11 protein-coding genes are annotated in these 14,194 nt (G+C 47.9%); 7 read left to right on the forward strand and 4 right to left on the reverse strand.

The window, feature by feature from the left end; all coding sequences use genetic code 11:
• Positions 1 to 18: 18 nt before the first annotated feature.
• From GWC95_RS02665 to porN, 7 genes are all read left to right on the forward strand, one after another.
• Positions 19 to 1,032, forward strand: a complete 1,014-nt coding sequence (locus GWC95_RS02665; RefSeq protein WP_161817117.1) for a DUF4271 domain-containing protein — start codon at positions 19 to 21, stop codon at positions 1,030 to 1,032.
• A gap of 30 nt (positions 1,033 to 1,062) precedes the next feature.
• Entirely contained in the window at positions 1,063 to 1,866 is an 804-nt protein-coding gene (locus tag GWC95_RS02670) for a uroporphyrinogen-III synthase (protein ID WP_161817118.1), read from the forward strand.
• Positions 1,867 to 2,060: 194 nt separating this feature from the next.
• On the forward strand, positions 2,061 to 4,091 hold the full coding sequence (locus GWC95_RS02675) for a thioredoxin domain-containing protein (RefSeq protein WP_161817119.1): 2,031 nt from the start codon (positions 2,061 to 2,063) through the stop codon (positions 4,089 to 4,091).
• A 211-nt stretch (positions 4,092 to 4,302) separates the two neighbouring features.
• Entirely contained in the window at positions 4,303 to 5,580 is a 1,278-nt protein-coding gene (porK, locus tag GWC95_RS02680; protein ID WP_161817120.1) for a T9SS ring complex lipoprotein PorK/GldK, read from the forward strand.
• A gap of 150 nt (positions 5,581 to 5,730) precedes the next feature.
• Positions 5,731 to 6,465 (forward strand): type IX secretion system motor protein PorL/GldL, encoded by a 735-nt coding sequence (gene porL / locus GWC95_RS02685; protein WP_237722043.1) that lies wholly within the window; start codon positions 5,731 to 5,733, stop codon positions 6,463 to 6,465.
• 62 nt (positions 6,466 to 6,527) lie between these two features.
• The gene (gene porM, locus GWC95_RS02690; RefSeq protein WP_161817122.1) at positions 6,528 to 8,084 is read left to right on the forward strand and encodes a type IX secretion system motor protein PorM/GldM; all 1,557 of its coding nucleotides are present in this window, start codon (positions 6,528 to 6,530) and stop codon (positions 8,082 to 8,084) included.
• Between the two features lie 8 nt (positions 8,085 to 8,092).
• Positions 8,093 to 9,157 (forward strand): type IX secretion system ring subunit PorN/GldN, encoded by a 1,065-nt coding sequence (porN, locus tag GWC95_RS02695; protein ID WP_161817123.1) that lies wholly within the window; start codon positions 8,093 to 8,095, stop codon positions 9,155 to 9,157.
• Between the two features lie 274 nt (positions 9,158 to 9,431).
• On the opposite strand, the gene uvrC is transcribed toward porN, so the two are convergent.
• From uvrC to GWC95_RS02715, 4 genes are all read right to left on the reverse strand, one after another.
• Positions 9,432 to 11,249: an excinuclease ABC subunit UvrC gene (gene uvrC / locus GWC95_RS02700; RefSeq protein WP_161817124.1), complete on the reverse strand. Its 1,818-nt coding sequence runs from the start codon at positions 11,247 to 11,249 to the stop codon at positions 9,432 to 9,434.
• A gap of 5 nt (positions 11,250 to 11,254) precedes the next feature.
• On the reverse strand, positions 11,255 to 11,857 hold the full coding sequence (locus tag GWC95_RS02705) for a hypothetical protein (protein WP_161817125.1): 603 nt from the start codon (positions 11,855 to 11,857) through the stop codon (positions 11,255 to 11,257).
• Positions 11,858 to 12,001: 144 nt separating this feature from the next.
• A complete protein-coding gene (locus GWC95_RS02710; protein WP_161817126.1) occupies positions 12,002 to 13,489 on the reverse strand; it encodes an outer membrane beta-barrel protein in 1,488 nt (495 codons plus the stop codon).
• 22 nt (positions 13,490 to 13,511) lie between these two features.
• Entirely contained in the window at positions 13,512 to 14,093 is a 582-nt protein-coding gene (locus GWC95_RS02715) for an RNA polymerase sigma factor (RefSeq protein ID WP_161817127.1), read from the reverse strand.
• Positions 14,094 to 14,194 lie beyond the last annotated feature (101 nt).

Here is a 14,194-nt window from a genome sequence, read left to right on the forward strand (position 1 = left end):
ATCTATTATTTTTGTAAGATGTGTGGCCCGAAGAAGTTTTTACTGAGTCTGATCCTGTCGGTATTCGCCTGCACCGCTTTTGCGCAAACAGACTCAACCCTTCAGCCGCGCCCGCAGCAAAACGATCCACAACCTGTACGGCGCCGTTCTGTTGATTCTTCGCAATACGCATATGCAGATTCCATCCTGGAGAAAGAAAAAGCGGCTGCGGCAAAGCTGGTGCACGACAGCCTTTATGCCGACTCGGTAAGAAAAGCGGCTAAGCCTGCAGCGCCGGTGGTGTTGATCGATACCTGTACTTACCGGAAATATGAACCGTCCGTTTTTGTGGCGCTTTCCAAAACGCCGGTGTACATGCTGCTCGATTACCGGGAGCAACCCTCTAAAGACGATCTTTTTTACCTGTTGGCGGGAATTGTTTTTGTGCTGGCCTTTATCCGCGCAGCGTTTTCAAAATATTTCAGGAACCTGTTCTTGCTGTTCCTTCAAACTTCGTTGCGCCAGAAACAAACGCGCGACCAGTTGCTGCAGGATAACCTGGCCTCATTGCTTACCAATTTCCTGTTCGTGATCAGCGCCGGCCTGTACATCACCCTTTTCATAAGGTACAAAGGCTGGAGCGACCTGCCCTTCTGGTGGCTGGCGGGGGGATCGGCGGCGGCTTTGTTGCTGATCTATCTTGTTAAATACCTCTTCCTTTTGTTCACGGGTTGGGTCTTTAATACAAAAGAGGCGGCGGGCTCATATGTGTTCGTGGTGTTTTTGGTGAACAAGGTATTGGGGGTGATACTGGTGCCTTTTCTCCTCATTTTCGCCTTTGCCGGTCCGGAGCTGGTGCAGATCGGGCTCACTTTATCGGCCGGCGTGGTGCTCCTGCTTCTCGGATACCGGTATTGGGTAAGCTTTATGGCCATCAGGGGCAAACTGAAAGTGAATGCCTTTCATTTTTTACTGTACCTTTGCGCCGTTGAATTGCTTCCGTTGGCTTTGATTTTTAAGGTTTTGATGAATTATTTTAACGGAAGTCTATAATTTCGCACCAACTCTTAGATAAGAAGCAGCATGGTAAAGAACGGGTCAAAAAACGCGACGGCCACAGCAACAAAGAAAAGGGTATTGATTTCCCAGCCGCGACCAGAGAGCGATAAATCTCCCTATTTCGATCTCGAAAGAAAGTACAATGTGGAATTGGTTTTCCAGCCCTTTATCCAGTTGGAAGGCATACCTGCCCGCGAGTTCCGTAAACAAAAGATCGACATCAGCTACTATACAGCCGTGATGTTTACCAGCCGCAATGCCATCGATCATTTCTTCCGCATGTGCGAGGAAATGAAGATCACCATCGGGCAGGATACCAAGTATTTCTGCATTACCGAAGCCGTGGCGCTTTACCTCCAGAAATTCATCCTCTACCGCAAACGAAAAGTTTTTTACGGCGCCGACGGTACCAACAAAAGCATGTTCGATGTGATCAACAAACACAAAGAGAACGAGAAATTCCTCTATGTGTGCAGCGAGAACCAGCAAGACAACGAGATCGTAAACTGGCTCAAAACCAATAAATGCGAGTACCAGCTCGGTTTCATGTACCGCACCATCAGCAGCGATATCAAGGAAGTGCTGAAAAATGAATACGACGTGATCTGCTTTTTTACCCCAAGCGGTGTAAAAAGCCTCTACGATAACTGCCCCAACTTCAAACAAAACGGCACCGTGATCGGCGCATTCGGCAACAATACCTCTAAAGCGGTAGAAGACGCCGGGCTCAATCTCGAGATCAAGGTTCCATCACCACAAAGGCCAAGCATGGTTTCGGCGCTCGACCAGTTTCTTTGCGCAAAAGAAGCAAAACCGGCGAAGAAGTAACCAATACCGGGCCTGTGCAACGGGTTTCACTTTTTTCCGCGATGCGGAAATGAGGCGGTCTCTATAATATTGATCCGTCACCCTTTCTCCTGCAACATTTCAAACTTTGGTGCGATATTCGTACTCCATTCATCATTGGGATCCGATCCGATACCTTATCCAATTACCCGCATCCATCACTCATTATTGTATAAATGCCAAACGCCCTCATCCACGAAACATCGCCTTACCTGCTTCAGCACGCCCATAACCCCGTAAACTGGTACCCCTGGGGCGAAGAGGCGCTGGCTAAGGCAAAGGCAGAAGACAAACCCATACTGGTGAGCATCGGCTATGCCGCCTGCCACTGGTGCCATGTGATGGAACGCGAGAGCTTTGAAGACGAAAGCACGGCGGCACTGATGAACGAATATTTCATCAACATAAAAATAGACCGCGAGGAGCGGCCCGACCTGGATCATATTTATATGGACGCCGTTCAGGCCATGAGCGGAAGCGGCGGATGGCCGCTGAATGTTTTTCTCACGCCCGATACCAAACCTTTTTTCGGCGGCACCTATTTCCCCCCGGTGCGCGCTTACAACCGCGCGAGCTGGAAGGAAGTGCTGGAAGGCATCCATAAAAGTTATGTTGAAAAGAAAAACGAGATCATCGCCCAGGCCGAAAACCTGACCGCTCACCTGCTTTCTTCCAACGGGTTCGGCATCGGCAAAGCCGGGGCAGATGTGCCGTTCTCCGAAGAAAACCTGCAGGTGATCGCCGAAGGCATTCTCCTGAATGCAGATACGGAATGGGGCGGTTTTGGCAAGGCGCCGAAATTTCCACAGAGTTTTTCCATACAATATTTATTGCGCCATTATCATTTTACAAAACAGGACGCCGCGTTGAAACAGGCGCTGCTCAGCCTTGATAAAATGGTCGACGGTGGCATTTACGACCAGCTTGGCGGCGGTTTTGCCAGGTACAGCACCGACAACGAATGGCTGGCCCCGCATTTTGAAAAAATGTTGTACGACAACGCACTGCTGGTTGGTGTTTTGGCAGAAGCGTACCAGGTTACAAAGAACCCGAAATACGCAGACACCATCCGCCAGACCCTCGCATTTACCGAACGCGAAATGCTGAGCGAAGAAGGGGGCTTTTATAGCGCGCTCGATGCCGACAGCGAAGGCGTAGAAGGAAAATTCTATGTGTGGGGCAAAGCGGAGATCGATGATCTATTGGGTGCGGACGCGCCGCTGTTCGAAAGTTTTTACGATGTTTCTGAACAGGGTAACTGGGAACACGTCAATATCCTGCGCATCCTCAAACCGATGGATGTTTTTGCGGCAGAACAGGGGCTGGAAACAGCGGCCGTTGCGCAGAAACTCGCCGCTGCGCGTGAGATCCTGTTTCAGCAACGCAGCAGGCGCATACGCCCGCAGCTGGATGATAAGATCCTCCTGGGCTGGAACGCACTCATGAACACGGCCTATGCAAAAGCCTGCGCCGCACTGGGCGATGAGGCATATAGAGAGATGGCGGTCCGCAACATGCAGTTCCTCGAATCGAAGTTTACATTGCCCAACGGCAGCTGGCACCATACCTATAAGAACGGAACGGCGCGCATTCCCGCTTTTCTGGATGATTATGCCTATCTCATACAATCTTATATAAACCTCCAGGAGATCACCGGCTCCGGCGAATACCTCACCAAGGCAGAAAAACTGGCCGCATGGGTGATTGAACATTTTGAAGAGGAAGAAACCGGTTTCTTTTTCTATACCAACAAGCACCAGCAGGATGTGATCGTTCGTAAAAAAGAAGTGTACGATGGGGCGGTGCCCAGCGGCAACGCGGTGATGTGCCATAACCTGCTTTACCTGTCCATCGTATTCGATCAACCATCCTGGGGCGAACACGCGCACAGGCTGCTCAATTTGCTCAACAACGCAGTAACCCGTTACCCCGGCTCATTTGGGGTATGGGCAATGGCCCGGCAACTGGTTACAAAAGGCATGGTGGAAATAGCCATCGCGGGCACGCACGCAAAAGATGCATTGCCTGCTTTGCTGGCCAAGTTCGTGCCCAACAAAATTGTTCAAACACAAGAAACTAATTCTGCGTTTTTCCCGTTATTAGCTGGGAAAACAGGTGTAGGTGAGAAGACAGCCTTTTACCTCTGTAAAAATTATGCCTGCCAGGCGCCTTTTTTAGAGTTGGAAACGCTTTTAGCAAATGTGTAACAATTGTTTGCCTTAATTTGCTCTATGACAGTGGTTCCGAGACGCCTTCCATATGATCGAAACCTTATTTGTAGTGCTCTGACTTTAATTTTGTAGTATCTGAACGAATTTTACTTAGCGAAGTAAATTTTATTGGAACAAATTCGCAAAATCGGCTTAACTGCCGATTGAAAACTTATATTTGTCACTGTCATAAAATCTGTTTCACAAGATGAGAGGGTATTTAAGTCTAACTGTATTAGTTGCGCTCTGTGTAAGTGTAGCATCATGCGGCAAAAAAGGGAAATCCTCCAGGTTACCCGACGATGGTCAGTTACATGGCGTGGCTCCAACCGCTAACAAAAGCATGAACCCGCCGCGCAACATGGTATATGTACCACCCGGAACCTTTCACATGGGGCCGAGCGATGAGGACATCAGCTACAATTATACCACCCGTAACCGCCAGGTCTCTATTCCCGGGTTCTGGATGGATGCAACCGAAATTACCAACAACGATTACCGCCAGTTCATCAACTGGACAAGAGACTCGCTTGCTTTCAAGATCCTTTACGGGCAGGGTATTACCAATTTCGACGATACTTCGGCGGTAGACTGGAAGAAAGTGGCGCAGATCAAATGGGACAGGAACACGGTTGAGAAACTGAATGAGCTGAACCTGGCGCCCGACAACCGTTTGTATGGCAAGCCGGATATCGATCCCGACAAGATCCAGTTCAAAGTAGAATATTTCGACCTTGCCGCTGCGGCGCGCAGGGACAATGCGGGGTTGCCAAGAAGCAACTTCATCCGCAAATACCCACAGAAAATTTACCCGGATACATTGGTTTGGATAAGAGATTTCTCTTATTCTTACAACGAGCCGATGACCAAACGCTATTTCTCGCACCCTTCTTTCGGAAACTACCCGGTGGTTGGGGTAAGCTGGAGGCAGGCGGTTGCTTTCTGCTACTGGAGAACGCATTACCAGAATTCATTTCTTGCGAAACATAAATTTGCGATCGATGGCGACTACCGTTTGCCAAGCGAGGCAGAATGGGAGTACGCCGCACGGGGAGGTCTCACCAACTCGATGTTCCCCTGGGGTAACCCTTACCTGAGAAACAAGAAAGGATGTTTGCTCGCCAACTTCAAACCGGGCCGTGGCAACTACGCCGAAGACGGAGGTTTCTATACGGTACCTGTGAATGCGTACTGGCCAAATCAATACGGGCTGTTTAACATGTCGGGTAATGTGGCAGAGTGGACAGGTTCTTATTTCTACGAAGGCGCCTATAATTTCATGGCGGATATGAGTCCTGATATCAGGTACGAAGCAAAAGACTCAGACCGCCCGAGAGAGAAAAGGAAAGTGGTGCGTGGCGGAAGCTGGAAGGATGTATCCTACTTCCTCCAGGTAGGAACGCGTAGCTACGAGTACCAGGACACAGCGAAATCGTATATCGGTTTCCGTTGTGTGATCGATCTCGCTCCTAAAATGAAAAAATAAATTATAGGCAAACAATCAATCAACTTTTATTGCTAAACTGATTCAAACCCTCCCCGCGAAGTAGCAGGGAGGGTTTTGGATAACCAATTCTATAAAAACTAAAAAACACACAAAAAAATGGCAGCTGCAATTCCACCTAAAGTCTCCAAAATGTTCGACATTTTCGTATCCATCGCGGCCGCAGTGGTTATCTACGGTGCCTTGCAGAAGATCCTGCATACGCCGATGGCCGATATTATGCTGAAAATTGGCTTGACTACCGAGGCTGTGATCTTCCTGGGATATGGTGTATTATATGTGATCTACCCCGCCATCGATGACCATGAGGTTCATCTTCCCGGCAAAACAGCGGCGCCTGCAGGAAACCCCGCACTGGCAAGCCTGGATAAAATGCTGGATGAGGCAAACATCAACCAGGACTCGCTTGCAAAACTGAGCGCCGGTTTCCAGAAACTCAATACAACAGTTACCCAGATCGCCGATATCAGCAACGTGGTAAAATCTACCAGCGATTTTTCTACCAAAGCAAGTGAAGCTTCTGCTGCGCTTGCAGGCATCAAAGATGCTGCTGCCCACGCAACACAATCCCTTTCCGGTTTTTCAGGCGTATCTGAAAGTGCAAAACAATTCCATGAGCAGATGCAGTCTATGAACAAAAACCTTTCTTCTCTCAATACAATTTATGAGCTGGAGATACAGGAAGGAAACAAGAACCTGAAATCATTTAACGAGTTCTACGGAAAATTATCACAGGCCTCAGCAGCCATGGCAAGCAGCGCAGACGATGCGGTGAAAGCAAAGGAACAAATGGGCGCACTTGCCACCAACCTGGGCAAGCTGAACAATTTGTACGGTAACATGATTACCGCAATGCAGGGAAGATAAGTGATGTTGAAAGTTGAATCCAATCATTTTATAAAAACGGATGTTTAAAAATATAAGCTAGAATGTCACTACCCAAGGAACCGCGGCAAAAGATGATCAACATCATGTACTTGGTGCTTACTGCGATATTAGCACTGAATATATCTGCTGAGATCTTGAACGCCTTTAAAACAGTAGACCGGAGCCTGATGACGGCAAGCGGAATTGCTGAACAAAAGAACCAGGAAATATTCAAATCACTCGAAGACAAGGTCAACGATCCAAAAACAAGGGAAAAAGCTTTGATCTGGCAGGCAAAGGCCCAACAGGTTAAAACATTGTCCGACGATATTTACAAATACATTGATGATCTGAAAACCGAATTGAAAAAAGAATCACAGTTCAAGATCGTTGATGGAAAAGAAACCTATAAAGAAGACGACCAGGAATCTACCACACGTTTGTTTGTAGAAGAGGCGCCGCATGGCAAGGGAAGGGGTAAAGAACTGTTCGACAGGCTCACCAAATACAAGGCAGCGCTGTTGGCGATCGACCCTGATATGGCAAAAGAGATCGGTGCAACATTGCCGCTCGACCTCACGCCCATGAAAAGCAACAACCAGGCTACCAACAACAGCGGATGGGCCTATGGATATTTTCATATGGCTCCGGCGGTTGCAGGTATTACCATCCTGAGTAAGTTTCAGAACGATGTTAAGAATTCAGAGGCGCAGGCCGTTGAATACTGCCACAAACAGGTAGGTGCGGTTAAGATCATTTACGATGAGTTCCAGGCTTTCGCCGGAACCAACTCGCAATACCTGATGCCTGGTGAAGAACTCGTGATCACAGCAGGTGTGGGCGCGTTCAGTAAAGCGGCGAAACCAACCATTTCGGTTGACGGCGTTAACGTAGCGCTGAAACCCGATGGAACCGCCGAGTACAAAGCAACGGTGGGTAACTCAGGCGCGGCCTCGAAAAGAGTGCATATCTCCTTTTACAAACCGGATGGCACCATCGCAACAAAAGATGTGGATGTAAAATATACAGTGGGTGTTCCTTCGGGATTGGTGGTATCAACCGATAAAACACGCGTATTCTACCAGAACCTCGAAAACGAACTGCGTGTAACCGGTGGAAGCGGTGATGAAAAAGTTACCGTTACCGTTGAAGGTGCGGGCGCTACGCTTACCAAAAAAGGTGCGGGTATCTACATCGTAAACTGCCCTAACCTGGGTTCAACAACGGTAACCGCTTCCGACGGAAAAGGAACACAGAAGATCACTATCCCTGTCAAACCCGTTCCATTGCCATTGGCGAAAGTGGGCGGTAAGGCAGGTGGTCCTTTTCTCGCCAACGCATTCCGTGTTCAGAAAGGGGTAGCGGCGGATCTGCAGGACTTTATTTTCGAAGGCGTTAAATACGATGTGGTTGCTTATACTTTGTACTGTACAGGTAAAGGTTTTGAAGACAACCCGGGTATTGCAGAAGTTACCGGCGCTTATTTTAATGCGGATGCACAGGCGATCATCAGGAAATGCCAGCCGGGAACAACGGTGGTGATCGATGAGATCAAAGTAAGAGGGCCGGGTGGATCATCAAGAACATTGGATCAGAACATTTCGTTTATCCTTCAATAATTGTGTGTATGAAAAAGATTTTTGCAGTTGGTGGTTTGTTGGCCGTTACAGTTTTGGCTGCAACGCAGGTTAACGCGCAATCGAGATTACGCCCTCAGACAAACAAGCCGGATACAACCAAACCGGCGGGCACTGCGCCTGCTACCAATACGCCGAACAACAACGGCCGTGGATTGGTTCCCAACCCTGCGGTAACACCAACCACAACACAAAACCCGAACGCAAGTGGCGCGGCAACGATCAGGTACGATACAAGCTCCAATAACGGGTTTGGCGGTAAACCGGAAGTTTCGCTGCGCAACAACTACGCAATCGACAGGAGCCAGGTACGCGACCGCAAACCACTGGAGTACGATAACATGCGCGACGACGATGTTGTTTGGAGCGAATTCATCTGGAGAGAGATCGACGCGCGCGAAAAAGCAAACCAGTCGTTCCTCTATGCAGGTAAAGACGATAACGGCGATCTGCGTTTCTTCAGCGTATTGCTGAATGCGATCAAGAACGACAGCGTTACCGCTTTCTCGGCAGAGAACGACCGTTTTACTACACCGCTTTCTATGGAGAAGATCATGAACCAGTCGGAAGGTGTGGTTGATACCGTAACTGTTGTAGACCCCATTTCGGGAACGGAAGAAAAAGTGATCACCAAAAGGCCAAAGTTCAGTCCCGATTCGGTTTATACGTTCCGTTTGAAAGAGCAGATCATGTTCGACAAAGAATCGAGCCGCCTGGTAACCCGCATCATCGGTATTGCGCCGGTTGCAAAACAGCAGATCGGGAATACGGGTAAAACCATGTCGGTTCTCCTGTTCTGGCTCTACTATCCGGACCTGCGCAGAACGTTTGCAAAAACAGATGTTTACAATCCAAAGAACTTCTCAAGCCGTATGACATGGGAAGAATTGTTTGAGAGCAGGTTCTTTACCAGCTATATCATCAAATCAAGCGCGAACAACCCGGGTGATAAATACCTGAACGCAATGATCAAGGACCCGCTCTTCCGTTTACTGGAGGGTGAAAACATCAAAACGAGGATCTTTAACTACGAGCAGGACCTGTGGCAATATTAAAATCACCTTTATATAAAATTAAAAAAGAGGCTTTTATGCCTCTTTTTTAGTTTTTATACTACAAACGTGTAAAATACCTGTAGTAAAAATTGGAGATATCATTACAATCTCTATCTTTGTTCTGGTTTTTCATAGGATATTGGATTTTAAACCGGGGCTGGATTTTTATCCTGGCCCCTTTTTTTTGCCTGGAGGCGTTGCTTCACCGACTAAAATCCTTGAATAACCGTTTTCGTAGAAAATTTTCCCAATTGAGAAAAAGGAAAACTTCCACCTACTGTTCGGTGGCCTTTGACTCAAAGTAAGCCTGTAATATTTTCGCCTTCGCATTTCCAATTACGGCCGCCAGTTCTTCCTGTGTTTTTTCTTTGATCCGCTTTACCGATTTGAATTCTTTCAGCAACTGGTTGATGGTTGTTTCGCCAATACCCTGCACATTTTCCAATTCATTTTTAAACGTTCCTTTCGATCTTTTGTTGCGGTGAAAAGTGATGCCGAAACGGTGCACCTCATCACGTATGCGGCGAACAAGTTTGAGGCTGTCGCTGTCCCATGGAAGTTTGAACGACTCCGTATCACCCGGGAAAAAAAGTTCTTCTTCGTTTTTGGCCAGTCCCACAACGGTGGTCTTGCCAACCAAACCAAGCTCACGAATGCTTTCCATTGCAGCGCTCAGTTGCCCCTTGCCTCCATCGATGATGATGAGCTTTGCCAGGGGAAGGTCTTCTGCCAGCACACGTTTGTAGCGGCGGTACACCACTTCTTTCATGGTTGCAAAATCGTTGATGCCCTGAACGGTTTTCACATTGTAATGGCGGTAATCGGCTTTGCTCGGCAACCCGTCTTTGAAACAAACCATTGCCGATACCGGGAAACTGCCCTGGAAATTCGAGTTGTCGAAACATTCGATGTGATCGGGCACTTCGGGTAATTTCAGGTATTGCTGCAGCTCGTACAATACTTTCTTCTTTTCCTTGTCTGTTTTTCCTTCCAGGTGAAGGGTTCTTTTTTTGTAAAGCTCTTCGCGGAAATAGGTAACGTTCTTCACAGAAAGATCGAGCAGTTTTTTCTTATCACCCGCTTTCGGTAGGGTGATCACAACGTTCTTGTCGGGATAATCGATTTCAAAAGGAACGATCACTTCATTGGCCAGGCTGTTGAACGAGCTGCGCAGCGTTCCTATCGCAAAGCGCAATACCTCTTCTTCCGTTTCTTCAAGCTTTGTTTCCAGCGGAACCGTATGCGTTTGAACGATGGTGCCGTTCTGAACCATGAGGTAATTCACGTACGCCCAATTGTCTTCTTTGAGGATGGAGAACACATCAATGTTTGATAAATGACTGCTCACGATCACAGAGCGCGAACGGTATCCTTCCAGGTGCTCGATCTTTTTGCGCGTGAGTTCGGCTTTTTCAAAATTGAGGTTGGCCGCATGCTCCTGCATCTCTGCCTTGAAATGATTGATCACAGAACCCAGGTTCCCTTTCAGGATGTTCTTTACCTGCGACAGGCCGTCTTTGTAATCTTCGGCCGATTGCAGTCCTTCGCATGGGCCCTTGCAGTTGCCGAGGTGGTACTCGAGACAAACCTTGAATTTTGCCTTTTGAATATTCTGTTCCGTAAGGTTGAGCTTACAGGTGCGCAGCGGAACAAATTGTTTGATGAAACTGATCAGGTCGCGCACTTTCCCCGCGGAAGTAAACGGGCCAAGGTATTCAGACCCGTCGTTTATTTTTTTCCTTGTTAAGAAGATCCGCGGAAAGTTCTCTTTCTTGATAACGATGTAGGGGTAACTTTTATCGTCTTTTAAATTGATGTTGTACCGCGGCTGGTATTCTTTGATGAGCGAATTCTCGAGCAAAAACGCATCCTGTTCCGAATCCACGATCGTAAACTCGATGCGGTGAATGCGCTGCACCAGCTCATGCGTTTTGTAGTTGGTAAATGTTTTTGAAAAATAGGATCCCACCCGCTTGCGCAACTCTTTTGCCTTGCCCACATACAACAGCGTTCCGCCCGCATCGTAATATTTATAGATGCCGGGTTGTACGGGAATGGTGTGTGCGATCTTTTGAAATTGCTCTGATGTCATGCGCGTTAGGGCCTATCGTTCCAGTTGATAAAATTAAGTTCGGTAGACGAATAATTTTTTGCTTCCAGCGAACGGTTCACCTGCAAGCTTTTGTTTGTTTTCCAGCTGTATTGTTCGGTAATGGTGGTATCGCCTTTCTGCTGTACGGCACGGATGAACACACGTTTCACGGCGCGCCCTTCCTGGTCCATTAATATGTCGATGTTTTGAACGATGGCGCTCTTATCTACCGGTTTGTAATTCAGGGTAAGGCTCGCCGTGCTCAGGTCCTCGAATGAGGTTTCGCGGTACAATGCTTTCACATCGGGCGCGGAGATGTCGTACCTGTGAAGGGTTTGCGCGATGGCGATAAACGCGTCGGTTGAAATGGCTGCTGAATCTTTCTTTCCATCTTTCACCATGATCCTGTATATGGGGAATCCATGCAGCGCCACGTAATCGGTCTGCTCCTTGAAATAGGCATCAAGCGGGTAAAAATGCGCGGTGTCCGAAGCCTGTGTGTCGCCTGTTTTTGGCTTCTCCGGGTTGCTGCCGCCGCAGGAAACAAGAACCAGGCAGGCAATCGAAAAAAACACAGGCAACAGGAACGGGATACGGAACACCTTCATTTCACAAAATTACGATCTCTGGCGGATATGTTTTTTTTATGATGGCGATGATGCGGCCAGGGTTGTATATTTTAACAACAGGTAAAGTATATAGCGGCGGTCATACTTCCATCACCCCTAAAAAATTGATGTGTGATGGGGGCGCTACCAGATCTGGCGCGTGTAACCGATCCTTACCCCGTAATCGAGCAGGTATTCCTTGATGGGGTAGAGATTTGAGTATGTAGGCAGGTGCTGGTAGCGAACCTGCGGTCCGAGCTGCCAGGAGCCTTTGCCCGATTGGTAGGTAAGGTTCACACCAACACTCGTATTGATGTTCCATTTGCGGATGAAATCGTTGCCGTTGGTGTAGTGTTTATAATCGGTAGAAAGAAGGTATGTGTTCTTGTTAAGCGTTAAGGTTGGCTGCACGGAAGCCTCCGTGTTGATGCCAAAATGCCTGCCCTGGATCAGCTCCCACTGGATGCCCAGCGGAACAGAGATCTGGTAGATCTTGTTATCAAGCTGTGTTTTTTTATAGCCTGCATTGTTGTTGTAAGGAGAATAAAAACTGATGGTTTCAACACCGCGCGTGTTGATAACGGCCAGGGAAGTGAGGTCGTTGGTTGACTGGAATGTTTCAATATAGTATTGCCTTACGTTCAACTGAACGCCTGTTTTGAATTTGAGTTTGCCGGTCATGTTATACAATACCGCGAAGCCTGCTTCAAAGCCGATGGCGGGTTTGTGCCTTACCACGTTGTTTACGTTGGCAGAAGTACTTGTACTCAGCGGTATGTTCTGAACCGCAGAAGTGCTGATGCCTGTTGCGGGCTGTATCACTTCTTTTACTTTTTCGTCAGACAATCTCCTGAAACTTGTAGAAGGCGTTATGTAAAACTGGATGCCGAATTTTGAATTGCGTGGTTTGGGTTTGTTGGTCACGTAATTAAAATCTTTCAGGAAATCATCGGCCGTGAGGTGAGCGTCTGCTTTTTTAGGATCCGCGTTCTCTGTTGCGGCATTTGTTTCTTTTTCTTTTGCGTTGGCAGGTGAAGCTGTTGTTGTATTGTTTTCTTCAACCATCATTTCTGCCGAAGGCAATGCCGGTGCGTTTACCGCAGGTAAAAATTCAGGCTCGTAGCTATTGAGCCTGCGGTTGATGGTTTTTGAGGAAGCGGTAAGGCGGTCGTTGCTGATCTTAACAGGAACGGCGGCATCGTCTATACGGGTGTTGCGTGCAACAAGGGGTTCTTCCTGCGGTGCAGCATCAGCAAGGGTATTGGCAAATGTTTCTGCGGTAACCTGTGCCGGTGCGATGCGCTGGAAATAATCCAGTTCAGTGGTAGCGGCACTGCTTTGAGCGGGCCGTCTTGTAACGGAAGCGGCCGGCGCCGGTGCGCTGGCGGCGAGTATTTTAGAAGCGGGCTGGTAAATTACCGGTACAGCGGGATGGTTGTTGAGTAAAGTAGAGATCGTTAATGCGGTAAGGATAAAAAGTGAGATGAAAGTAAGTGCGGGCCAGGCTTTGTATCCGTGTAACTCCGTGCGTATATTCTTCCAGATATGGTCGGAAGGATACATGCGGTGCTGTTTTACCTCATCCTGTAAAAACTGCTCTAAGTTATCGTCCTGGTAAAATTTGTTATCCATATAAAACGCAATCAAACACTACTTACTTGTTTTTCAGTGCTGCCAGCCAATTGAAATCTTCTTTTGGTTTTTCGATGATCTTCTTCCTGATGAGGATCATTTCCAGCATGGCTTTCGACCTGGTATACTGGCTGCGGCTCGTACTCTCTTCGATGTCGAGCATTTCACCAATTTCCTTATGGCTGTATCCTTCCAATGCATACAGGTTAAGAACCGTGCGGTAGCCGATCGGCAGCAACCTGATGCATTCAACGATCTGCCTGGCCTGCATGATGGAAGGAATGGTCTCTTCTTTTACATGCAGCGAGTTGGCATACGCGAGATCAACACTTTCATTGAACTTTTTGTGTTTCTTTAAAAAGTTGATGCAGGTATGAACAATGATCCTCCGGATCCACCCTTCGAAAGCCCCTTTGTTTTGAAACGTATGTATCTGGGTAAACACTTTGATAAAACCTTCCTGCAACATGTCTTCCGCATCTTCACGGCTCTGCCCGAAGCGGTAACACACACTCAGCATTTTGGGGCTGTAGCGGTTATACAGTTCGCGTTGCGCCGACGGATCGTTATGCAAACAGCCTGTAATGATGGCTTGTTCTGTCATGAAGGGGATGTTTACCCTAAATATATGACATTAATCCCTTTACAAAGCTGCATTTCCCCATCAAATTCTTTACCGGCGGGTGTTTCCACAGTTTTGAGGGG

This window comes from Sediminibacterium roseum (assembly GCF_009939005.1).
In the GTDB taxonomy this organism is placed as follows: domain Bacteria; phylum Bacteroidota; class Bacteroidia; order Chitinophagales; family Chitinophagaceae; genus Sediminibacterium; species Sediminibacterium roseum.